This is a genomic window from Sporichthya brevicatena (genome assembly GCF_039525035.1).
Taxonomy (GTDB): Bacteria; Actinomycetota; Actinomycetes; order Sporichthyales; family Sporichthyaceae; genus Sporichthya; species Sporichthya brevicatena.
In genome coordinates, this window is record NZ_BAAAHE010000008.1 from 1 (window position 1) to 21,837 (window position 21,837).

Here is a 21,837-nt window from a genome sequence, read left to right on the forward strand (position 1 = left end):
AACTGATCGTCAGTTCCCCGGACTGGTAAGGCTTACTGCACTCAAGCAGATATGCAGAACATGTGTTCGAATCCGGGTAGAATCGTGGTATGTCCGCAGGGGTGGGGACGACGCATCCGCGCTCGACCCTGCACTGGAGATGACATCTCCAATGCAGGGTGAGTGCGATTACTGGATGAGGTCGAAGATCTTGAAGATCGGGAGGTAGAGGGCGACGATCATCGACCCGACGACGGTGCCGAGGAAGGCGATCATCAGCGGTTCGATGAGGGCGGTCAGAGACTCGGTGGTCGCCTCGACCTCCTGGTCGTAGAACTCGCCGATCTTGCCGAGCATGTCGTCGAGGGCGCCGGTCTCCTCACCGGAGGCCATCATGTGCACGACCATCGACGGGAAGACCTCGTGCTCGGCGAGCGGGCCGGAGATGGACTCACCGGACTTCACGGAGTCCTTGACCTGCTCCAGGGCGCGACTGATGACGACGTTGCCGCTGGAGTCCCCGGTGATCTCGAGGGCGGTGAGGATCGGGACGCCGGACTTGAGCAGCGTGCTCAGGGTCCGCGCGAACCGCGCCAGCGCCACCTTCTGGAAGAGCTTGCCGAAGACCGGGAGGCGGAGCTTGAGCGGGTCGACGACGTTGCGCACCTGCTCGGTCTGGCCGTACTTGCGCCACGCCCACAGGCCGGCGCCGGTCAGGATCGCCAGCAGCGGAGCGAGGTACTTCATCCACTCCGACAGCGTCACCAGGATCCGCGTCGGCAACGGCAGCGTGCCGCCGAGCGTGGCGAACATGTCCCGGAAGATCGGGACGACGAACAGCAGCATGCCGATGACCATGAGGATGGCCAGGATCAGGACGACGACCGGGTAGGTCATCGCGGCCTTGATCTTGCCGCGGAGCTTGACCTCGGCCTCGAAGTTGTCGGCGATCTGACGCATGCTCTGGTCGAGGAACCCGCCGGCCTCGCCGGCGCGGACCATGCTGACCATCAGCGGGGGGAACACCTTGGGGTGCTTCGCGAACGCCGCGGAGATCGAGGAGCCGGCCTCGACGTCGGTCTTCACCAGACGCAGGACGCGCTTGAGCTCACCGTTCTCCGACTGCTCCGAGAGGATCGTCAGCGTGCGCAGCATCGACAGGCCCGCGTTGATCATCGTCGCGAACTGGCGCGAGAAGACCGCGAGGTCCTTGAGCTTGACGCGCTCGCGGCCGAACAGGCGGATCTCCCGGTCCAGGCCGGTGTTCGCCTGCTTGATCTCCAGCGGGCGGTAGCCCATCGACCGGAGCTTGTCGGCAACCGCGCTCTCGCTGTCGGCCTCGACCTTGCCCTCGACCAGCTTCCCGCGGTTGTCCTTGACCTTGTACGCGTACTGCGTTGCTGCCATTCAGTGCTCCTGCACTCGGTGTCGTTGCGGGATGTCGGTGGCGGTCAGAGCGACAGCGGGGCGTTCAGACCGCTGCTCTGCGTGGGAGGACGACGCAGCAGAGACCCCGTCAGCTGCAGCAGGTCCTCCTTGTTCGTGCAGTGCTCGAGCGCGGTCTCGAGAGTGATCCGGTGGGCCTTCACCAGGTCCGCCAGGTGCGCGTTGAGGGTCTGCATCCCGTCACGTGCGCCGGCCTGCAGGGCGCCGGGGATCTGCGGGAGCTTGTCGTCGCGGATCATCGCGCGGATGCCGGGCGTGCAGACCATGATCTCGACGGCCGCGACGCGGCCGACGCCGTCGGCGGTGCGGCACAGCGTCTGACACACGACGCCCTGGAGCGTCGCGGCGAGCTGCGTGCGGATCTGCTGCTGCTGCTCGGCCGGGAACACGTCGACGACGCGGGTGATGGTGTCCTGCGCCGACTGGGTGTGCAGGGTCGCGAAGACGAGGTGGCCGGTCTCGGCCGCGGTGAGCGCGACGGAGATCGTGTCGAGGTCCCGGAGCTCACCGACGAGGATGACGTCGGGGTCCTGGCGCAGCACGTGCTTGAGTGCGTTGCGGAACGAGTGGGTGTCGCCACCGACCTCGCGCTGGTTCACGATCGAGCGCTTGTGCTGGTGGAGGAACTCGATCGGGTCCTCGATGGTCATGATGTGGTCGTGCCGGGTCGAGTTGATCTGGTCGATGATCGCGGCGAGCGTCGTCGACTTGCCCGAGCCGGTGGGACCGGTGACCAGCACCAGGCCGCGCTTGAGTTCGGCGAAGGACCCGATGACCGCCGGCATGTTCAGCTGGTCGAGGCCCTTGATCTCCCACGGGATCACACGGAGCACGGCCCCGATCGATTCGCGCTGCTGGAAGATGTTCATGCGGAACCGGGCGTGCCCGGGCAGCGCGTACGCCAGGTCGAGTTCGAGGTTTTCCTCGAAGACCTTGCGCTGACGCTCCGTCAGGATGCCGTAGATCAGTTCGCGCAGGGTGTCACCGGTGAGCACCGGCTGGTCCTCGACCGGCATGACCTTGCCGAGGTGCCGCACGACGGGCGGGGACCCGGCCGTGAGGTGCAGGTCGGAGCCACCGAGCTCAAGCAGGTGCAGCAACAGCTCGTCGAGGTCGACGCGCTTGTTCGCGATCGCCTCCTCGCGGGCACGGGCGGCGGCCTCCGCGGCCTCGGCGGCGGCGGCGATGGCGGCGGCCTGGTGCTCCGCGGTCAGAGCGCTGACCGCGAGCTCGTGGGTCGAGGCGAGCGCGTCCGCGATCTCGTACTGGGCCAGCAGGTCGGGCGTCTGCTCCACGCGTGGGCCTTCCGTTTGACGCAGGACTGAGGTGATGCGCGGAATGCGCATCACCTCAGTCTTTTCGTCCTCCGGAGGGCGGGCCTTGAGTCCCGGCGCGAACCGGACCGATCCGTCCCTATCCGGACACGGGTGCCGGAAGCGGGGCGTTCTCGTCGTAGAGCGGGTCGAGGTCGGTCCCCAGGTACACCGGGTCGACGGCCGGCAGGACGATCGGCACGAGCTGCGGCCGCCGGATCGGCTCCTCCGCGACGAACCCCTCGCCCTCGCGGAACCCGTAGCGCTCCCACGCCCGGCGCAGTGGGCCCGGGGCCCACCAGTTCGCCGTGCCCAGCAGGCGCATCGTGGCCGGCACGAGCAGGCCGCGGACGATGGTCGCGTCGACGAGGATCGCGATCACCAGACCGACGCCGATCATCTTGATGAACGTGATGCCGGACGTCGCGAACGCGCCGATGACGACGATCAGCAGCAGCGCGGCGCTGGTGATGATGCCGCCGGTGCGGGCCAGCCCGGTCGCCACGGCTCCGGTGTTGTCGCCGGTGCGGTCCCACTCCTCGCGGATCCGCGAGAGCAGGAACACCTCGTAGTCCATCGAGAGCCCGAACGCGATCGCGAGCATGAGGATCGGGTTCGACGCCTCGACCGCCCCGGTCGGGGTGAAGTCGAGCAGGCCGGACAGATGGCCGTCCTGGAAGATCCACACCACCGCGCCGAACGCGGCGCCGAGCGAGAGCACGTTCATCACCAGCGCCTTGAGCGGCAGCACCACCGACCCGAACGCCGCGAACAGCAGCAGCAGGGTGACGATCCCGACGAACAGGGCCATCCAGGGCAGCGTGCCGCGCAGACCCGCGAGCAGGTCGACCAGTTCGGCGCTCTCGCCGCCGACCAGCACCTCGGTCCCGGCCGGGGCCCGAACGTCCCGGATGTCGGCGACCAGCCCGCGGGCCTCGCGCGAGGTCGGCAGCTCGTCGTGGTGGACGGCGATCCGCACCGCGCCGTCGCCGGCGGCGACGACCTCGGCGCCGGTCACGCCGGGCAGGCTGCGCAGGCGGTCGACGTAGCTCGTCGCGGTGCCGGCGTCCGCCCCGTCGAGGACGACGTCGATCGTCGCGCTCGGGTCGGCCGGGAACTGGCTCGCCAGTTTCTCGTCGACGACCCGGCTCTCCGTGCCCGCGGGCAGGACCCGGGAGTCGACGCCGCCGAACTCCGCGCGCAGGAACGGTGTGCCGAGGACGAGCAGCAGGGCGATCACTGCGCCGGCCACCGCCAGCGGACGGCGCATGACGCCGTGCGCGACCCGCGCCCAGACGCCACCGGTCGCGCCACCGGCCCGCCGCCACGGCCGCGGCACGCGCAGGGCGTCGATCCGGTGCCCGAGCAGGCCGAGCAGAGCCGGGAGGACGGTGAGCGCCCCGATCATCGCGACCAGGACGGCCGCCATGCCGCCGAAGCCCATCGACTGCAGGAACGGCTGCGGGAACAGCAGCAGCGAGGCGAGCGAGACCGCCACGGTCAGGCCGGAGAACGCGACGGTGCGGCCTGCGGTCGCCATCGTGCGGACGAGGGCGTCCTCGACGGTCGCGGCGCGGGGCAGCTCCTCGCGGAACCGGCTGACGACGAACAGCGCGTAGTCGACGGCGAGGCCGAGCCCGAGCATCGTCACGATGTTGATCGCGAAGATCGAGACGTCCGTGAACAGCGTCAGGACGTGCAGCATCGTGAAGGCGCCGAGGATCGCGAGACCGCCGATCACGAGCGGCATCGCCGCCGCGGTCAGGCTGCCGAAGACGATGACCAGGAGCAGGAAGACGATCGGCAGCGACAGCGCCTCGGCGCGCGCGATGTCGGACTCGACCTGGCTGCTGACGTCGGAGTAGACCGCCGAGGGGCCGCCGAGCTCGGTCTGCAGCCCGGGCGCGCGCAGGTGGTCGCGGACGGCCGCGAACGCCTCCTCCTTCTCCTCGTCGCTGACGCCGGCGAGCGTCACGGTGGCGAAGGTGGAGTGCCGGTCGGCGGAGACGAAGGCATCGGAGCCGGTGCTCCAGTACGTGGAGAAGCCCGCGACCTCGCCCGCGGGCAGGTCCTGCAGCGTCTCGACCACGGTGTTCCGGAAGCCGGTGTCGTCCACGGTCCGGTCCGGGTCGGTGTAGATCGCGACGACGTCGGCGTCCCCGGCCCCGTCGGCGATCGCCTCGATCCGGGTCAGGGCCTTCGCGGACTCGCTGCCCGGGTCCTCGAACCCGCCCTGGGTCAGGGCCGAGAACACGCCGACGCCCCAGGTCACGGCCACGAGGACGAAGACGCCGGCGAGCCCGAGGACCCAACGACGGGAACGGTAGGTCCGGCGTCCGAGTGCCTCGAACATCGCGGCTCCTTCTGCGGTGAGCGGGGTTCACATGAGTAAACGGTGTAAAGCTAACGGTGTAAACTCTGTGTACGCTGTTCGCAGTTGTCAAGACCAATTCCGGACCGGGAGCCTGACGAGCGTGGACACGACGGTGGCAACGCGGCGCGAGCGGCTGCGCGGTTCGACGCTCGACGAGATCCTGGGCGCGGCTCGGCGGCAGCTGATCGCGGGCGGGCCGACGGCGATCTCACTGCGGGCGATCGCCCGTGAGATGGGCATGACCGCGCCGGCGCTGTACCGGTACTTCGCGAGCCTCGACAAGCTGGTCGAGGCGCTCGTCGCCGCCTGCTACGACGACCTGACGGCCGAGCTGGAGGCCGAGCGCGACCGGCACCTCGACCAGCCCGTCGGCGTGCGGATGATCGAGTGCAGCCGGGCGTTCCGGCGCTGGGCCCTGGCGCACACCCCGGAGTTCAGCCTCCTGTTCGGGACGCCGATCCCGGACGTCAGCACCGAGCCCGAGGGCGCCTCCGAGGAGGCCGGCCGCCAATTCGGTGCGGTGTTCGGGGCGATGTTCGTCGAGCTCTGGGCGAGCGCGCCCTTCGCCGTCCCCGGCGACGACGAGATCGAGCCGGCGCTCGCCCAGGGTCTGCGCGAGTGCCGGACGAAGATGGGCATCGGCGACCTGCCGCTCGGCGCGGTGCTCGCGTACATGTCGAGCTGGGTGAAGCTCTACGGCGCGGTGACGATGGAGGTGTTCGGGCACCTCAAGTTCGCGACCGAGGACGGCGAGCCGCTGTTCGAGCTCACGCTCCGGGAAATCGGAACGACCCTGGGCATTGAGCTCGCCCAGGGCCGTTCCTGACTAACCTTCAGATCGAAGGGGATCAGACCTTCGGGATCCGGAGCTTCTGGCCCGGGTAGATCATGTTCGGGTTCTTGAGGTCGTTCGCCTTCACGATCGCCGCGATGGTGCTGTGGAAGCGGGTCGCGAGGCCGCCGACGGTGTCGCCGCGCTGAACGACGTGGATCCGCACGACCGTCGGGGTCTTCGCGGGGGTCTTGGTCGACGACGCCTTGGTGCCGCTGTTGCTCTTCTTGGTGCTCGTGACCTTCACCGGCACGCGCAGCTTCTGGCCGACGTAGATGCGGTTCGGGTTCGCCAGCTTGTTGAGCTTGACGATCTTCGCGACGGTCGTCTTGTGCTTCTTCGCGAGGCCACCGACCGTCTGACCCGACTTCACCGTGATGGTCTTGTACTTGGTCGTGGTCGCCGGCTTGTCGGCCTTGGGCGCGTCGGCCTTCGGCTTGTCGTTCTTGGGCTTGTCCGGCTTCGAGGTGACCGGGTCGGGCTTCGGCTTGGGCTTCGCCTTGGGCTTCGGGCACGGCGCGAGGTTGATCTTCTTGCCGTACACCGGGACCTTCTCGCCGATGTACTTCTGGCACGGGCCGTACTCGATCGGCGACACCGTTCCGGTCCACCAGGACGTGCGCTTCATCGCGCCGTTCCAGGAGAACGAGAAGTGGATGTGCGAGGTGTGGTTGTCCGGCCCCTTGTAGGCGCGCCAGCCGTCCTCGCGCTGGTACGTCGCCCAGATGCGCTCGTTCCAGATGATGTACATGATCCCGAGGCGGCGCGCGTTGAGCGCGTCGTCCGCGAGCAGCCAGTCGATGATGCGCTGGCCGGCGACCTGGTCCTCGTAGCTGTTGGGGTCGAGCCGGAAGTCCCAGGCGCGCCCCTCCTTGTGCTCGGACTGCCCGCCGATGTTGCAGGGCCGCGTGATGCCGTAGCTGCCGCCGCGGCCCCAGTACGAGAGCACGAGCTGGGAGAAGGCGACGACGCCAGGCTTGGCGTTGGGGTCGCAGGAGACCTGGCCGAGGTACGGCGAGAAGTCCTCGACGCCGGTCGGGAGGACCACGGCCGGAGTCGGGTTGGGCTTGGGCTCGATGGCCGCGTTCGCGGGGGACAGCCCGAACATCGGCGGCAAAGTGACCGCGCCGGTGACGACGCCGGCCACGACGGTCGCGCTGCGGCGGCGCACGTCGGCGAGCGGGTCGATCAGGTCGTCGGGGCCGACCGGGGTCGGGCTGGTCAGGCGCCCGAGCGGGTCGAGCTCCGGCGGGGCGTCGAGGGTCAGGACGTCGCCCGAGCCCTTCTTCGGCAGTGGCCGCACGAAGCCGCCGGCGGCGAGGCTGGGAACCGGGGTGGCGCCGATGGGGCGCAGGGTCGACCCGGGGGTCGGCAGCGGCGTCCAGGCGGCCTCGTCGGCCTTGGCCCGGCGCCAGGGCGCACGCGGCGGAAGGCCGCCGGGCAGCGGGGTCAGCGCCTCGTCGGAGGCCCGCTCACGCCGACGCCGTCGGTGGCGGCCCCCGCCCGTCTGCTCGCTCTCCGGCACGGCGTGTCTCCTTTGGTGCTGATGTTGCTGGTGGTAATGAACGAGGCCATTGTTTTCACACCAGTCGCACCCGTGCCACCGGGTCTCCGGAACTACAGGGCTGTAACTTTGCGCAGGTCAGGGCGTTCTTGATCCATTGATTCACCCGGACGGAGGCATCGCGGGGCCCTGACCTGGGCCGCGACCGGGCCGGCCGCGCGGCTGTGATCGGCGTCGCCCGCCGGCGGCCGGAAGGTAAAAAATTTCGGACTCCGCCCGAGGGCAGCGCGAGAGGTCAGCGCGCGAGGTCAGCCCGAGGCGTGTCGCCGGTCAGGCGACGACGCGGAGGATCTCCTCGATCGACGTCAGCCCCTGGCGGACCTTGAGCCAGCCGTCGTCGCGCAGGCTCGTCATGCCCTGGGCGGTCGCCATCTTCTCGATCTCGTCCGTGGAGGCACGGGCCACGGCGAGGCGCTCGATCTCCTCGGTGACCGTCATGACCTCGTGGAGGGCCATCCGGCCGTGGTAGCCGGTGCGGGCGCACGCGGTGCACCCCACGGCCCGGTAGAGCACCGGGAGGGGCTCGGAGGGGTCGTGGCCGAAGCGCACGTCGGCGAGCTCCTGCTCGGTCGGCGTGTACGGCTCCTTGCACTCCTTGCACAACGTCCGGCAGAGCCGCTGGGCGAGGACGGAGTCGAGCGCGGACGCGACGAGGAACGGCTCGATGCCCATCTCGATGAGCCGGCCGATCGCGGACGGGGCGTCGTTGGTGTGCAGGGTGCTCAGCACCATGTGGCCGGTGAGGGCGGACTCGACGGCGATCTGCGCGGTCTCGTGGTCCCGGATCTCACCGATGAGGATGACGTCGGGGTCGGACCGCAGGATCGAGCGCAGCGCGCGGGCGAACGTCAGGCCGGCCTTCGGGTTCGTCTGCACCTGGTTCACGCCGGGCAGCCGGTACTCGACGGGGTCCTCGACGGTGATGATGTTGACCGCCGGGTCGTTGAGGATGTTCAGCGTCGCGTAGAGCGTCGTCGATTTGCCGGAACCGGTCGGGCCGGTCACCAGGATCATCCCGTAGGGCTTGGTGTACGCGTTCCGGTAGCGGCGGAAGTTGTGGGCGGAGAACCCGAGCTCGTCCAGGCTCAGCTGGGCGGTCGAGTTGTCCAGGATGCGGGCGACGATCTTCTCGCCCCACACCGTCGGCAGCGTCGCCACGCGCAGGTCGACCTTGCGGCCGTTGTGGTTGACCGAGAGCCGGCCGTCCTGCGGCACGCGGCGCTCCGCGATGTTGATGTCGGCCATGATCTTGATGCGCGAGATCACGCCGGCCTGGATCGACTTCGTCGACCGGTGCTGCTCGTGGAGGACGCCGTCGATGCGGTACCGCACGCGCAGGTCGTTCTCGGTGGGCTCGATGTGGATGTCCGAGGCCCGGTCGGCGATCGCCTGCGAGATCAGCAGGTTGACGAACCGCACGATCGGGGCGTCCTCCGCCACCGTCGTGAAGTTCGAGAGGTCCTCGGCCTGCTCCTCGGTCTCGATGTTCGAGGTGAGGTCGGTGAGCTCGTCCTCGGCCCGGTAGAGCTGGTCGATCTTCGCGACGATGTCCGCGTGCGGCGCGAGGGCGAACCGGACGAGGCTGCGCGTGAGCCGGACCAGGTCGTCCTTGAGCTCGATGTTGCCGGCCTGCTTCACGCCGACGGCGACGAGCAGTTCGCCGTTCTCCCAGCCGAGCGGGAGGACGCCGTAGCGGCGGGCGTAGTCGGCGGGCAGGCGCGCGGCGGCGGTGGGGTCGACGGAGTAGTTCGCGAGCTCGACGTACGGCAGGCCGACGGCGGCTGCGGCGGTGCGCACCACATCGCTGGTCGACACCACCTTGGTGTCGACCAGGACCTGGAGGGGGGCGCGTCCGTCGAGCTCGCTCTGCCTCACCGCCTCGGCGACCTGATCCTCAGTCACCAAGCCGGCGTCCACGAGCGCCGCGACGGCGTCGCCGCCTGGCACGCCGATCATGACCGTCAGAGTGGCAGCGCGGAGAGCGCGGCGGCCGGGTTGTCGCGGTAACGCAGGATCAGCTCGGCCGTGGCCTCGTCGATGCGCTCGAACAGCGCCTTCCGGTAGGCAGTCAGTTTGTGCTCGGCGGCGCGGAGCTTCTCCTGGGCCTCCGCGAGCGCGGCCGGGTCGTGCGGGTCGACCTCGGTGACCCACATGTCCGTGGTCTCCGGCAGGTCCGGCAGCGGCGCGGCGGGGTGGACGGCGGACAGCGCGGTGCGGCTGGCACCGCTGCCGGTGTCGCCGAGCACCCGGATCAGCTGCTCGACCGAGAGCGTGCCCTCGGTGTGCGAGCCGACCTCGAGCATGTCGAGGCGGGCGTGCACGAGACGCCGCCAGTAGGAGACACGGTCCTCCTCGTCCTGGAGGTCGCGCCGGTACGCCCGCAGCGCCGCCAGGTCCAGGTCCGCCAGGTGCGGTGCGGCCACCAGCTCACCGGTGCCCCGCTTCGTCCGCCGGCCCTCGTCCATCCCCACCCCGTTCCGGGACGCCGACCGGGCCCTCGGAAGTCCCGACCGTTCGTTTCCGTTCCTCATCGCGTCAGGGTCTCCGCCATCGTCGCGGTCACCCCGGCACGTCGCAGCATGACCGACAGGTCGTGCGGACGGCTCGCCACCAGCTTGGCATCTTCGAGCGAGACCGTGCCGTCCAGGACCAGTCGGAGCAGGTGCTGGTCGAAGGATTGCATCCCGGAGTAGTCCCCCGCCGCCACCAGATCCGGAATCGTGTCCGTCTTGTCCGGGTCCGCGATGGCCTCGGCCACGCGAGCGTCGTTCACGGCGATCTCCATGACGCAGGTCCTACCCGCGCCGTCGGCCTTCGGCACCAGCCGCTGGCAGACGATTCCCTTGAGCGCCGCGGCCAGCGAGAGCCGGACCTGCTTCTGCTCGTGCTCGGGGAAGAAGTCGACGATGCGGTTCACGGTTTCGCGAGCGTCCGTGGTGTGCAGCGTGGACATGACGAAGTGTCCGGTCTCCGCGGCGGCGAGGGCGGCCTTGACGGTGTCCACGTCGCGCATCTCGCCGATGAGGATGACGTCGGGGTCCTGCCGCATGGCCGCGCGCAGCGCCGTGGACCAGTTGCGGGTGTCCATGCCGATCTCGCGCTGGTTGACCGAGGCGAGCTTGTCGCGGTGGGTGACCTCGATCGGGTCCTCGATCGTGAGGATGTGGACGGCGCGGTTGGCGTTGATCTGGTCGACCATCGCGGCGAGCGTCGTCGTCTTGCCCGACCCGGTCGGTCCGGTCACGAGCACCAGGCCGCGCGGTTCGAGCGCGAGCTTGCCGAGCACCGCCGGCATGCCGAGCTCCTCGAGCGACATCGGCTCGTCGGTGATCAGTCGCATGACCGAGCCGACCTCGCCGCGCGCCCGGAACACGTTGACGCGGAACCGTCCGACGCCGGGGACGGCGAGGGCGTAGTCCGCCTCGTTGTTCTTGGCGAAGTACTCGGCCACGTCCGGCGACATCGTCGGGAGGATCAGGTCCTCGACGTCCGCCGGCGAGAGGACGGGGGAGTCCAGGGCGACCAGGGATCCGGAGATCCGGATCTTCGGCGGGGCGCTGGACTTGATGTGAAGGTCTGAGGCGCTGTTCTGCACGACGGCGCGCAGCAGCGGCGCGATCTCCGGCTCCATACCAGCTGTGTCGGCTTTTCCAGATCCGGACTGAAGTCCCGTCGTGTCGCCCGGAGATGTCCGGATTCGTCGCCGGACGGGGCATACGTCCGCCCTCAAGCCGTGCCGGATGGGCTCCGATACAGCTGTCGGCGCAGGGAGCGTGGCCGCCCCGACCTCCAGGAGACAAGCACGGTGAAGCGAACAGATGCCCGATGGGGCGCCCGCAAGGTGGTCTGCCTGGACGTGGGCAGCTCCGGTCTGCGAGCGGCGCAGTTCAGCGTCCGCTCGACCCCGATGAGTGGCACGTCGTGCCGGCTCGACCGCTTCGCGGCGGTCCCGCTGCCGGAGGGCGCGGTCGCCGGCGGTGTCGTGACCGACCCGGCCGCGGTGGCGAAGGCGCTGCGCGCGCTGTGGTCCGCGGGCCGCTTCTCCACGAAGAAGGTCGTGTTCGGTCTCGCCAACGACCGCGTGCTGGTCCGTCAGCTCGACCTGGACTGGATGGAGCCGGCGGACTTCCGCAAGGCGCTGCCGTACTCGGTCGCCGACCAGATCCCGATGTCGGTGAACGAGGCGAACCTCGACTACCACGTGCTCGAGGACCTGCCGGCCGGCCCGGACCCCGAGTCCGAGCACATGCTCCGGATCCTGCTCGTGGCCGCCGCCAGCGAGATGGTCGACACCTTCCTCACCGCGCTGTCCGAGGCGGACCTGGTGCCGGTGAAGGCGGAGCTCGCGCCGTTCGCGCTGATCCGCGCCGCCGTCCCGAACCCCGAGCCCGCGGCCGACGCCGACGTGGCCGAGGCGATCGTCGACATCGGGGCCGACACCCTGACCGTCGTCGTTCACACCGCCGGGCAGCCGCGGTTCGTGCGTACCGTCAACCAGCTCGGCGGCCGGGTCATCACCGGCGAGCTGCAGCAGAAGTTCGGTTGGTCCTTCGACGAGGCCGAGGAGGCGAAGGCGCAGTACGGTCTGCCCCGCCAGCGCAGCGGCGACGAGGAGAAGGTCAACCTCGAGCACCCCGCGCAGCAGGCTATCGAGGAGCGGGTCGCCGGCGTGGTCGCCGAGGTCCGCACCACCCTGAACTTCTTCCTGTCGGCCGGCACCGGCGTGCGCAGCCTCTCCCGCATCCTGCTCACCGGCGGCGGTTCGCGCCTGTCCGGGCTCTCCGAGCGGATCGCGGAGGCGATGGACACCGAGGTGGTCCTGCTCGCCACCCCGCGTGAGGTGAAGAGCCGTGTCTCCGCCGCGGCCGAGGACGACCTCGGCGCGGTCGCCCTGCTGTCGGGTCTCGCCCTGGGAGTGATGTGACGTGTCGTTCCTGAGTTCGGGCAAGACGCTCGACAAGGTCAAGCTGCCCCGTCAGTTGAGCGCGGCCAACTTCCGTGCCGGCTCCACCAAGACGCCGCCGGTCCGCACCGGCCAGCCGTCGCGGACGCTGCCGTCGGTGAACCTCCTGCCGGAGTCGACGCTGGAGGCGCTCGCCGTCCGGCGGGTCCGCCACCGTCTGGTCGCGGCCGGTCTCGCCGGCGCGGTCCTCGTGGGTGGTGGCTGGATGGTGCAGACCCAGCGCCTCCACAGCGCCGAGGACCGGCTCGCGGCGGAGCAGGCGCTCACGCCCGCGCTGAACGCCCAGGTCGCCGCGCTCGCCCCGGTCGCGCAGTTCTTCGACCTCCTGCAGGCGCGCAAGGGCACCGCCTCGGCCGCCATGGCGCACGAGGTCCTGTTCTCCGACGCGCTCACCGACCTCGCCGGCCGCACCCCGGCGGGCATCGAGATCAACGCGATGTCGGTCTCGCTGACCGCCGAGACGGTCAGCGCGGTCGCTCCGCCCGTCTCCCCGCTGACCGAGGCCGGCATCGACGCCGAGGGCAACGACCTGACGAAGAATCAGACCGGGACGCAGAACCCGGCGGGTGCCCAGACCGCGACCCAGAACAGCGCGGTGCGCGGAGCCGTCGCGGCCGCGGACGGTACGTCCACGACCACCGGGAGCGGGGACGCGGCTGCGTCGACGGCTCCGAAGACGGTGGTGCCGCCGGTCAGCTGTGCGCGCCCCGACCCGTTCAACCCGGCCCCGATCATCGGCTGTGTGACGCTGAGCGGGACCGCGCAGAACCGGGCCCAGGTCGGCCAGCTCATCCAGAACCTGCGGGCCGCGGATCTCTACGCCGACCCCTTCATCACGACGACGACGATGAACGCCGGCGACGGCAGCGAGGTCGTCGCCTTCGCGGGCAGCGTCGGTCTCACCGGCAAGGCGGTCAGCGGCCGCTACGCCGACCTGAGCTGGCTCTCGGACCCGAAGGTCCTCGACGAGGCCGAGCGCATGATCAAGGCCGGCAACACCGCCAGCCACCGGCTCGCCGAGCGGGCCAAGGCCGCCGCCATCGCCGCCAAGGCGAAGGCCGACGCCGAGGCCGCCGCGAAGGAGAAGGCCGAGCGCAAGGCGCAGCTCAAGGCGGAGAAGGAACTCGCCGCCCAGCTGCAGGCCGCGGCGGCCGCCGCCGCGGCTGCGGCCGCGCAGCAGCAACAGCAGCAGCAGAACGAAGGTGAGTGAGCATGAAGACGTCGGCTCTCACGGCGGTCCACAAGAACGCCATCGCCGGATCGCTGATCCTGCTCATCGCCCTGGTCGCGGCCTGGATGTTCGTCCTCAGCCCGCGCAGTGACGCGATCGCCGCCACCAACGAGGAGGTCGCGGTCGCCGAGCAGCGGAACCAGTCGCTGCGCAACCAGATCCAGACGCTGAAGCTCCGTGAGGAGCAGCTGCCGGCGCTGCGGGAGACGTCCAAGGCGCTCGACCGCCGCTTCCCGCCGACCGCCGAGCAGGCGAAGCTGTTCAAGATGATCACGGCGGCCGCGGCCGAGGCCGGGATCGCACCGCAGCACCTGACGAGCATGCAGATGGACCCGCCGGCCGCGGTCGGCACCGGGTCGTCCGCGCAGCTGCCGGGTGTCGCGGCACCGGTCGCCTCGATCGCCGGTCAGAAGCTGACGATCAACGTCTCCGGCTCCCCGAGCCAGATCCGTGCCTTCGTGGCCAACCTGGAGAAGCTCCCGCGCGCGTTCGCGGTCTCCACGATCAGCCTGGCGCAGCAGTCCGCGAGCCAGGAGCCGAGCGAGAACGCCTCGACGGCCGCCGACGCGCAGACCGTGACGATCACCGGCGACATGTTCCTGCTGCCGAAGGTGGTCGACCCGACGAAGGCCGGCAGTGCGGGCTGAGGGCCGACGGGGCATGCTGCGGCTGCGCCGTCGGGAGAACGTCGAGGCCCTCGCCGTCGAGGGCTCGGACGACCCGATCGTCGACCTGTTCGCCGAGCTCGACGAGCTCAAGGCCCAGGTGTACCGGCAGAACCGGATGCTCCGTCAGCAGGACGGGCGGATCGTGCGTGAGCGCGCCGCCGCCCAGGCCGACGAGCACCGCCGGTTGCTGGTCGCGGTCCGGGCGTTGACGACCGCCATCGTCGACGACCCGGCCTCGACGCCGGAGGCGCGGTCGTGCGCCGCGCGGTTCGAGGCGGCGGTCCGTCGCCTCGAGCCCGAGCCGCCGCCGTCGCTGGCCTGACCCTCCACCCCGCCCACGTACGTCCTTCAGGAGCCCTCATGACCGCGCCCGTCGCCGGAGCGGACGCGATCCCTGCGTCGGCCCCGACAACCGAGCCCGCGGCGACTGCTGACCCGGCTGCCGACCGGGCTGGCGACCGTGCTGGCGACCGTGCTGCCGAGATCGCCGACACCACCGCGAAGATCGCGCTGTACGCCCGGGTCTCCCGGATCGCCGCGGCCGAGCGGGACCCCCGCGTCGCGGTCGGTGCGGCCTGGGCGACGGACGTCCTGACGGTCCAGCAGTTGCTCGCCGAGCGCGCGCCGGCCGAGTCGGACGCCGCCCACCAGCGGTTCCTCGCGGTCGCGACGGCCGTGGGCGCCGCGGTCTCGGGCGCCCCGGCGACGGGTGAGCCCGAGCCGAGGGCCCGGGACGCCCGTGAGGTCGTCGTCGCGGCCCGCCGCCGGATGCTCGGGGTCTTCGACGCTTCCGCCGCGGCGCTGATCGCGGAGCGTCTGACCGACCTGGAGCACCTCGCCGAACTGCCGCCGGCCGTCGGCAAGGCGCTGCCGGCCCCCGGTGACGCCCTGAAGTGGCGGGCCCGGGAGATCGGGCCGTCCGGCCTGATCGATCAGCTGCGCCTCGACGCGTCCGACGGGCGCCTCATCGCCGAGGCGCTGCTGGCCGCCGGCTACCGCCGTGACGCCGCCCGGCAGATGTGCCTGGCCGACGTCGCCGAGGTCGAGGCCTACCTGGTCGAGGCCTCCGTCGCCGTCGGCGACGACGCGCTGCTGCTCGCCGACGTGCGGCGCGGCGCCCTGGTCTTCCTGCTCTCCGAGGCTGCGGAGCGTCCGGTGGACGTCGCCGCCGCCCGGGCCGGGGTGTGGGCCGCGGTCCGAGCGGCGCTGCCGCCGGCCGAGGTGGAGCGGCTCGCACCCCGGCTCGGACGTACGAGGACTGCCGCGTGAGCACTGAACTGACGGCGGCCGCCGCCCTCGCCCTGCTCGGCCTGCTGGTCGGCTCGTTCCTGAACGTCGTCGTCCACCGCGTGCCGGCCGGGCAGTCGGTGGTGCGGCCGGGGTCGAGCTGCCCGGAGTGCGGGAGCCCGGTGCGCGCGCGGGACAACATTCCCGTCGTCTCGTGGCTGCTGCTGCGCGGACGCTGCCGGGACTGTGCCCACCCGATCTCCGCGCGGTACCCGCTCGTGGAGCTCGGATGTGCCGCCCTCTTCGGCGCCCTGACGCTCCGTTTCGGGCTGAGCCCGATCCTGCCGGCGCTGCTGTTCCTGGCCGCGATCGGCCTGGCGCTCGCGATGATCGACCTCGACGTCAGCCGCCTGCCGTTCGAGATCTCCGTGCCCGGCCTCGGTGTCACCGCGGTGCTGCTGGCTCTCGCCGGCTTCGCCGACGGGTGGTCGCCGGTGGCGGTGGCGCTGCTGTCCGCCCTCGCCTGGTTCGGCCTGTACTGGTCGCTGTGGTTCGGCACCGGCGGCCGGGGCATGGGCCTGGGCGACGTCGTCCTCGCCCCGACCCTGGGTCTTGCGCTGGGCTGGCTGGGCTGGGGCCCGAGCCTGGTGGGCCTGCTCGGCGGGTTCGCGATCGGGTCGGTCGTCGGCGTGACGCTGATGCTGGTCGGCCGCGCCGGCCGCCGCAGCCAGATCCCGTTCGGGCCGTCGATGCTCGCCGGCGCCCTGCTCGGTGCCTTCGCCGGCTCCGCGATCTGGGGCGCCTACCTCGGCACGATCGGCTAGCCGTTCGGCGGGGTTGGTCGTCCCCGTCAGCTACCGCCCCGAGTACGTGGAGCAGCGCAACCGCCTGACGGTCTTCTTCCGGTTCCTGCTCGCCATCCCGCTGATGATCGTCGGGATCGTCTACGGCATCGCCGCGGTCTTCACGATTCTCGGCGCCTGGTTCGCCCTGATGTTCACCGGGCGCTACCCGGACGGCCTCTGGCGGCTGAACACGGGATTCCTGCGCTACTGGGGTCTACATCGTCGTCCAGGTCTTCAGCTACGTGGTCATGCCGGTGGCCTTCGTGATGTGGGTCGTCGCCGTGATCACCGGGAAGATGCCGCGCGGTCTGTACGACGTCATGACGTTCCTGCAGGGGTTCACCGTCCGCGTCACCGGCTACGCGTTCTTCCTGGTGACCGACCGGTACCCGGTGTTCAACGACGACGCGGCCCGGGACCCGGGCACCGCGCTGCCCCCGGGCTACGGACCGCCGCCGGGCTACGGACCTCCGCCCGGGTACGGTCAGCCGCCCCAGCCCTACGGCGAGGCGCCGCCGGTCTGACCCGGGGTCAATGCGCGCCGGCGGCGGCCTGGACCAGGCCGCGGAGGGCGAGCATCGCCCGGGTGTGGAGCTGGCTGACGCGGGACTCGGTGACCCCGAGCACCTGGCCGATCTCGGCGAGGGTGAAGCCCTCGTAGTAGTAGAGGGCGACGATGATCTGGTCGCGCTCGCGCAGGTCGCGGACGTGGCGCAGCAGCGCCTCCTTGACCGCGTCGTCCTCGAGGGCGGCACCCGGGGCGGGCGCGTCGTCGACGATGACGAGGTCCTCCATCGCGGCGATGGAGGTGTACGCGACCTTGGAGTAGAGGCCGTTCAGGGCCTTCGCGGTGATGCCCATCTCCGCGGCGATCTCGTCCTCGGTCGGCGTGCGGCCGAGCCGCTCGACGAGGACCGCGTGGGCGCGCTCGATCGCGCGCAGCTTCTCGCGCACGGAGCGCGGGACCCAGTCCTGGGAGCGGAGGGCGTCGATCATCGCGCCCTTGATGCGCGGGACGGCGTAGGTCTGGAACTCCAGGCCGCGGCTCGTGTCGAACTTCTCGATCGCGTCGATCAGGCCGAAGACGCCCTCGGAGACAAGGTCGTTGGTGTCCACGTTCTGGGGCAAACCGGACCGGAGGCGGCCGGCGACGTACTTGACCAGGGGCGCGTACTGCAGCACGAGACGGTTGCGCAGTTCGGGCGACCCTGTGGCCTTGAACTCTGCCCAGACGTCGCTGATGTCCACGGAACCGCACCCTCCCCGGGGTCTTTTTGGAGTCTGCCCTGACGGATCGACATGAATCACATTACGCGTTTGTCCAGCGACACTCCGTGGATCCTTCGCAGGCTCATCCGAACGGCTGAGGCGGGCATCAACCGACGGTCTCGGATCCGCCGCCACGCCGGAAACCCGGGCCGGCGGATGAAACCGGGTCAGGTGTCGATGCGTCTCACCGCTACGAAACGGGCAAAAGCGGTGTCGGAGGGACTCCAGCTTCGCCCGTTCGAACGACAACTACTCGCCGTCGAAGGAACGAGGCTTACCGTGAACACCATGAACGAAGACACCCCGATCTTCGACGCTCTGATCGCGACCCTGGGCGACCCGGTTCCGGTCCCGGCGATCGACCGTTCGTACCCGACTCTCGTCGCGATGGCGCTCAACCCGACCGCCTCCGTGCCGGCTCCCGCGAGCCCGCGCAAGGCTGTCGCTGCCGCGGGTCGCAAGTCCGCCCGCTGACGGATCTCGCGCCGGTCTGACCGGCGCGGAAGGACCGACTGGGACCGGCGGGTCCCGGCCGGGTGCACAACGCCCCGAGACACCTCACAGGTGTCAGGGGCGTTTGTGCGTTAAACCGCTGGTCGGCGGGGAAGTCGTTCCTCGGTCCGTGGGTGCGCTCAGGGTGTCCGGTACCACCCAGTACCTCTGTTGTGACGGTTCGGACCGATTTGGGAGACTGCACTTTGGCCTGCGGCACACCCCCGCCGCGCCCGGAAAGGACACCATGACCGAGTCCGCGGGGACGAACACCCTGTCTGTGACCGACAACCGCACCGGTAAGACCTACGAGATCCCGATCGAGGACGGTGCCATCCGCGCCGCTGCGCTGCGGCAGATCAAGACGGACGACGCCCACGATCCGGGGCTGCTCTCGTTCGATCCGGCGTTCACCGCCACCGCGAGTTGTCGCTCTGCCATCACCTACATCGACGGGGACGCGGGCGTCCTGCGCTACCGCGGCTACCCGATCGACACGCTCGCCGAGAACTCCAGCTTCCTGGAGGTCGCCTACCTGCTGATGAACGGCGACCTGCCGAACGCGGATCAGCTCTCGGAGTTCGAGCACACGATCACGCACCACACGTTCGTGCACCAGAACGTCAAGAAGTTCATGGAGGGCTTCCACCACGACGCCCACCCCATGGGCATGCTCGTCGGCACCCTCGGGGCGCTGTCGACGTTCTACCCGGAGGCCAAGAACTTCCGTGAGCCGCTGAACCGCCGGCTCCAGATGGCCCGCCTGATCGCCAAGATCCCGACGCTGGCGGCCTACGCCTCGCGTCACGCGCGCGGCCTGCCGTACGTCTACCCGGACAACGACCTGTCCTACGCCGGCAACTTCCTCTCGATGATGTGGAAGATGTCCGAGCCGAAGTACGACCCGGACCCGATCCTGGAGAAGGCGCTCGACGTCCTCCTCATCCTGCACGCGGACCACGAGCAGAACTGCTCGACGAACGCGATGCGTGCGGTCGGCTCCTCGCACGTCGACCCGTACTCGGCCGCCGCTGCGGCCACCGCCGCGCTCTACGGCCCGCTGCACGGTGGCGCCAACGAGCAGGTGCTGAAGATGCTGCGCGAGATCGGGGACGTCAAGCAGATCCCCAGCTACGTGGACCGGGTCAAGAAGGGCGAGTTCCGCCTGATGGGCTTCGGCCACCGGGTCTACAAGAACTACGACCCGCGGGCCCGCGTCGTCCGGCAGATCGCCGAGGACGTCTTCAAGGTGACGGGTCTGAATCCGCTCCTCGAGGTCGCCGTCGAGCTCGAGCGGATCGCGCTCGAGGACGAGTACTTCGTCAAGAAGAAGCTGTACCCGAACGTCGACTTCTACACGGGCATCATCTACGAGGCGATGGGCTTCCCCGCCGAGATGTTCACCGTGCTGTTCGCGATCGGGCGGATGCCCGGCTGGCTCGCGCAGTGGGAGGAGGGTCTGCTCGACGCCGAGCAGAAGATCGCCCGCCCGCGTCAGCTCTACACCGGTCACGCGGAGCGGGCGTACCCGCCGCTGAACGACCGCCCCCGCGCGGCCAACGACCTGTTCGAGCCGCCGGACATGCCGATCGAGGGTGACTGACGCTCCATCAGTTGTAGTCGCGTCACCTGACCGAACGTCAGTACAACGAAACGGCCGGCCCCTGGGAAGGGGGCCGGCCGTTTCGGTTGTCGGGACGGAAGTCGGTCTGTCAGGGGTGCTGCGTCCGGCCAGTTGTCAGGACTGGGTGACCCGGACGGTCACGCCGGTCGGCGCGACCTTGACGATCTTGAGCGCGTAGCCACCGTCCTTGTTGGTGACCTTGAGGCTGGACACGATGCGGGTCGCCCCGACCGTGACTGCGGCCCCGTCGGTGTAGATCTGCTCGAGCGTGACGGTCTGCCCGAACGCCGAGGAGTAGTCGCCCACCTTCGGGAAGGCGATCGTGCACGCCTTGCCCTTGCAGGTGGCGGGGATGTTCGCGCCGGTCGGGAGGGCCGGCTGGGCGGCCGGCGGGCTGCTGTCCTGGGACTGGGAGTTGGGAGTCGCCGAGCTGGAGAACGTGCCCACGACCAGGAGGCCGGCAGCGCCGGCCATCACGATCGGGAGCACCGGGGATGATGCCAGGGACGTAGTCATGGCCGGATCCTAGGCCGGGGTGCAGTGCCCCGTATATCCCGAAATCACGTCAGGATCGAGCGTGAACGGGGCGCCTCGACCTCGTTCCACGCCTGCAGCAGGCGCTGGAGACCGGCCTCCACCATCGGTCGGGGACGGTCGACGCAGATCCGGATGTACGGGCTCTGGCCGCTGCCGGCCATCGCGGCGGACCCGGGCGCGACGTGCACGCCGTGCCGGCCGGCGAGGGCGACGAACGGGTTCGAGTCGGCCACCGGGAGCTTCGCCCACAGGACCGAACCGCCGCGCGGGGGCGTGATCTCCCAGCTCGGGAGCTCGACCGCGAGCTGGGCCAGCGCCGCGCTCGTCGCCTCCTGGAGCGTGGTCTGCCGGTGCGCCGCGATGTCGTCGAGCGAAGGCAGGAGCGCGGCCGCCATCAGCTGCGAGGGCGCGGAGGCGCCGAGGTCTCGCGGGAGCTTGAGGTGCAGCGTCCGGTCGACGATCGGCGCGGGTGCGCGCAGCCATCCGATCCGCAGGCCGGCCCAGCCGACCTTGGAGAACGAGCCGGTCGTGACCACGGTCGCCCGGCGGCAGAGCTCGGCGAGCTCGGGACGGACGCGGCCGCCGTACGCGAGGTCCGCGAGCGTGACGTCCTCGATGACGAACGCGCGGTGGTTGTCCGCGACCGCGGCGAGGGACTGCATCCGCTCGGGGGAGGGCAGGTGGCCGGTCGGGTTCTGCGGGCCCGTCTGCAGGTAGACGGCGACCGCGCCGGCGCGCAGCGCGCGGTCCAGCGACGCGGGGCGCACGCCGTCCTCGTCGGACTCCAACGTGATCGGGCGGGCGCCGACGCCGTCGAGGATGTCGAAGATGCCGGAGTAGTTGGGCTCCTCGACGGCCACGAGGTCGCCGGGACCGGCCGCCGCGGCGAAGGTGAGGGCGATCGCCTGGTGGGCGCCGGCGGTGACGTGGATCTGGGACGGGTCGGTGATCAGCCCGGTCTGCATGTGCCGCTCCGCGAGCGCCTCGCGCAGCACCGGGAGTCCGAGCGGGACCAGGCCGGTGCCGATGCGGGAGCAGATCAGCTCTCCGACGTCGACGGTGACCGGCGGCAGGTGGGACGGGTCCGGCGGCGAGGCCATGGCGAGGTCGATCCCGGGGGCCCCGCCGATGGTGCCGGCGATGCGCGCGGACCCGAGGTGGCGCTGACTTGGCCCGCGCACCACCGTGCCACTTCCCTGGCGGGAGGTGACCAGGCCGTCCTCGCGGAGCAGGTCGAGCGCGGTCGTGACGGTGGAGCGGCTGACCGCCAGTCCGCGGGCGAGGTCCCGCTCGGGTGGGAGCTTGACGCCGTCCGGGATCAGGCCCGAGTTGATCGCGCAGCGCAGGCCGTACGCCAAGCGCTGGGGGAGCGTCCCGTGGCCGCCGTCCGTCCAACCGGCCAGCAGCCGGGCCAGCTCGACCGGATTGGTATGCAGATCCATCGGCCAATGATCGCATATTGGCTCGTGCATT

General features: G+C 70.4%; 20 protein-coding genes and 1 pseudogene. 11 read left to right on the forward strand and 10 right to left on the reverse strand.

Translation table 11 applies throughout. The features are described from left to right. Positions 1-168: 168 nt before the first annotated feature. The 3 genes from ABD401_RS05165 to ABD401_RS05175 all read right to left on the reverse strand — a co-directional run bounded on the left by ABD401_RS05165 (position 169) and on the right by ABD401_RS05175 (position 5,091). Positions 169-1,386 carry a type II secretion system F family protein gene (locus ABD401_RS05165; protein WP_344602328.1) on the reverse strand — a complete coding sequence of 406 codons (1,218 nt, stop codon included), beginning with the start codon at positions 1,384-1,386 and terminating at the stop codon, positions 169-171. A gap of 44 nt (positions 1,387-1,430) precedes the next feature. Beyond that, complete coding sequence (locus ABD401_RS05170) at positions 1,431-2,720, reverse strand: type IV pilus twitching motility protein PilT (RefSeq protein WP_344602330.1); 1,290 nt, start codon at positions 2,718-2,720, stop codon at positions 1,431-1,433. 118 nt (positions 2,721-2,838) lie between these two features. Next, a complete protein-coding gene (locus tag ABD401_RS05175) occupies positions 2,839-5,091 on the reverse strand; it encodes an MMPL family transporter (protein WP_344602332.1) in 2,253 nt (750 codons plus the stop codon). A 121-nt stretch (positions 5,092-5,212) separates the two neighbouring features. Between ABD401_RS05175 and ABD401_RS05180 the strand changes: the two genes are divergently transcribed. Continuing rightward, the gene (locus ABD401_RS05180; protein ID WP_344602334.1) at positions 5,213-5,938 is read left to right on the forward strand and encodes a TetR/AcrR family transcriptional regulator; all 726 of its coding nucleotides are present in this window, start codon (positions 5,213-5,215) and stop codon (positions 5,936-5,938) included. Between the two features lie 22 nt (positions 5,939-5,960). Here ABD401_RS05180 and ABD401_RS05185 read toward each other — a convergent pair whose 3' ends face one another. The 4 genes from ABD401_RS05185 to ABD401_RS05200 form a co-directional block, all read right to left on the reverse strand. Further along, a complete protein-coding gene (locus ABD401_RS05185) occupies positions 5,961-7,469 on the reverse strand; it encodes a LysM peptidoglycan-binding domain-containing protein (RefSeq protein ID WP_344602336.1) in 1,509 nt (502 codons plus the stop codon). Positions 7,470-7,778: 309 nt separating this feature from the next. Next, on the reverse strand, positions 7,779-9,464 hold the full coding sequence (locus tag ABD401_RS05190; RefSeq protein WP_344602339.1) for a GspE/PulE family protein: 1,686 nt from the start codon (positions 9,462-9,464) through the stop codon (positions 7,779-7,781). A 5-nt stretch (positions 9,465-9,469) separates the two neighbouring features. Next, positions 9,470-9,973 carry an RsiG family protein gene (locus ABD401_RS05195; RefSeq protein ID WP_344602341.1) on the reverse strand — a complete coding sequence of 168 codons (504 nt, stop codon included), beginning with the start codon at positions 9,971-9,973 and terminating at the stop codon, positions 9,470-9,472. 62 nt (positions 9,974-10,035) lie between these two features. After that, entirely contained in the window at positions 10,036-11,238 is a 1,203-nt protein-coding gene (locus ABD401_RS05200; RefSeq protein WP_486387612.1) for a type IV pilus twitching motility protein PilT, read from the reverse strand. Positions 11,239-11,313: 75 nt separating this feature from the next. Between ABD401_RS05200 and pilM the strand changes: the two genes are divergently transcribed. The 8 genes and pseudogenes from pilM to ABD401_RS05235 all read left to right on the forward strand — a co-directional run bounded on the left by pilM (position 11,314) and on the right by ABD401_RS05235 (position 16,966). Beyond that, on the forward strand, positions 11,314-12,432 hold the full coding sequence (pilM, locus tag ABD401_RS05205; RefSeq protein ID WP_344602345.1) for a type IV pilus assembly protein PilM: 1,119 nt from the start codon (positions 11,314-11,316) through the stop codon (positions 12,430-12,432). A 1-nt stretch (position 12,433) separates the two neighbouring features. Then, entirely contained in the window at positions 12,434-13,681 is a 1,248-nt protein-coding gene (locus tag ABD401_RS05210; RefSeq protein ID WP_344602347.1) for a PilN domain-containing protein, read from the forward strand. A 2-nt stretch (positions 13,682-13,683) separates the two neighbouring features. Beyond that, on the forward strand, positions 13,684-14,349 hold the full coding sequence (gene pilO, locus ABD401_RS05215) for a type 4a pilus biogenesis protein PilO (RefSeq protein WP_344602349.1): 666 nt from the start codon (positions 13,684-13,686) through the stop codon (positions 14,347-14,349). Positions 14,350-14,362: 13 nt separating this feature from the next. Next, positions 14,363-14,692, forward strand: coding sequence for a hypothetical protein (locus ABD401_RS05220; protein WP_344602351.1), 330 nt, complete (start codon positions 14,363-14,365; stop codon positions 14,690-14,692). Positions 14,693-14,730: 38 nt separating this feature from the next. Then, complete coding sequence (locus tag ABD401_RS05225) at positions 14,731-15,639, forward strand: hypothetical protein (RefSeq protein WP_344602353.1); 909 nt, start codon at positions 14,731-14,733, stop codon at positions 15,637-15,639. Continuing rightward, positions 15,636-16,421, forward strand: a complete 786-nt coding sequence (locus ABD401_RS05230; RefSeq protein ID WP_344602355.1) for a prepilin peptidase — start codon at positions 15,636-15,638, stop codon at positions 16,419-16,421. The genes ABD401_RS05225 and ABD401_RS05230 overlap by 4 nt, the downstream gene beginning before the upstream one ends. Positions 16,422-16,467: 46 nt before the next feature. After that, positions 16,468-16,641, forward strand: a pseudogene (locus ABD401_RS25065) (DUF4389 domain-containing protein); the annotation flags it as partial. Positions 16,642-16,660: 19 nt separating this feature from the next. Further along, positions 16,661-16,966 (forward strand): DUF4389 domain-containing protein, encoded by a 306-nt coding sequence (locus ABD401_RS05235; protein ID WP_344602915.1) that lies wholly within the window; start codon positions 16,661-16,663, stop codon positions 16,964-16,966. 7 nt (positions 16,967-16,973) lie between these two features. Here the strand turns inward: ABD401_RS05235 and ABD401_RS05240 are convergent, their stop codons facing one another. Next, positions 16,974-17,690 (reverse strand): FliA/WhiG family RNA polymerase sigma factor, encoded by a 717-nt coding sequence (locus tag ABD401_RS05240; protein ID WP_019874617.1) that lies wholly within the window; start codon positions 17,688-17,690, stop codon positions 16,974-16,976. A gap of 309 nt (positions 17,691-17,999) precedes the next feature. Between ABD401_RS05240 and ABD401_RS05245 the strand changes: the two genes are divergently transcribed. Together ABD401_RS05245 and ABD401_RS05250 are read left to right on the forward strand one after the other, a co-directional pair. Further along, entirely contained in the window at positions 18,000-18,185 is a 186-nt protein-coding gene (locus ABD401_RS05245) for a hypothetical protein (RefSeq protein ID WP_344602359.1), read from the forward strand. A 265-nt stretch (positions 18,186-18,450) separates the two neighbouring features. After that, on the forward strand, positions 18,451-19,806 hold the full coding sequence (locus tag ABD401_RS05250) for a citrate synthase (RefSeq protein WP_344602361.1): 1,356 nt from the start codon (positions 18,451-18,453) through the stop codon (positions 19,804-19,806). A 135-nt stretch (positions 19,807-19,941) separates the two neighbouring features. Here ABD401_RS05250 and ABD401_RS05255 read toward each other — a convergent pair whose 3' ends face one another. Beyond that, complete coding sequence (locus ABD401_RS05255; RefSeq protein WP_344602363.1) at positions 19,942-20,343, reverse strand: hypothetical protein; 402 nt, start codon at positions 20,341-20,343, stop codon at positions 19,942-19,944. A 44-nt stretch (positions 20,344-20,387) separates the two neighbouring features. Then, positions 20,388-21,806: an aminotransferase-like domain-containing protein gene (locus tag ABD401_RS05260; protein ID WP_344602364.1), complete on the reverse strand. Its 1,419-nt coding sequence runs from the start codon at positions 21,804-21,806 to the stop codon at positions 20,388-20,390. Positions 21,807-21,837 lie beyond the last annotated feature (31 nt).

Bases quoted from the DNA above. Each gene is read 5' to 3' on its own strand.
- ABD401_RS05250 (WP_344602361.1), top strand. From the start codon at position 18,451: ATGACCGAGTCCGCGGGGACGAACACCCTGTCTGTGACCGACAACCGC.
- ABD401_RS05255 (WP_344602363.1), bottom strand. From the start codon at position 20,343: ATGACTACGTCCCTGGCATCATCCCCGGTGCTCCCGATCGTGATGGCC.
- ABD401_RS05220 (WP_344602351.1), top strand. From the start codon at position 14,363: ATGCTGCGGCTGCGCCGTCGGGAGAACGTCGAGGCCCTCGCCGTCGAG.
- ABD401_RS05190 (WP_344602339.1), bottom strand. From the start codon at position 9,464: ATGATCGGCGTGCCAGGCGGCGACGCCGTCGCGGCGCTCGTGGACGCC.
- ABD401_RS05245 (WP_344602359.1), top strand. From the start codon at position 18,000: ATGAACGAAGACACCCCGATCTTCGACGCTCTGATCGCGACCCTGGGC.
- pilO (WP_344602349.1), top strand. From the start codon at position 13,684: ATGAAGACGTCGGCTCTCACGGCGGTCCACAAGAACGCCATCGCCGGA.
- ABD401_RS05165 (WP_344602328.1), bottom strand. From the start codon at position 1,386: ATGGCAGCAACGCAGTACGCGTACAAGGTCAAGGACAACCGCGGGAAG.
- ABD401_RS05195 (WP_344602341.1), bottom strand. From the start codon at position 9,973: ATGGACGAGGGCCGGCGGACGAAGCGGGGCACCGGTGAGCTGGTGGCC.
- ABD401_RS05225 (WP_344602353.1), top strand. From the start codon at position 14,731: ATGACCGCGCCCGTCGCCGGAGCGGACGCGATCCCTGCGTCGGCCCCG.
- ABD401_RS05260 (WP_344602364.1), bottom strand. From the start codon at position 21,806: ATGGATCTGCATACCAATCCGGTCGAGCTGGCCCGGCTGCTGGCCGGT.
- ABD401_RS05175 (WP_344602332.1), bottom strand. From the start codon at position 5,091: ATGTTCGAGGCACTCGGACGCCGGACCTACCGTTCCCGTCGTTGGGTC.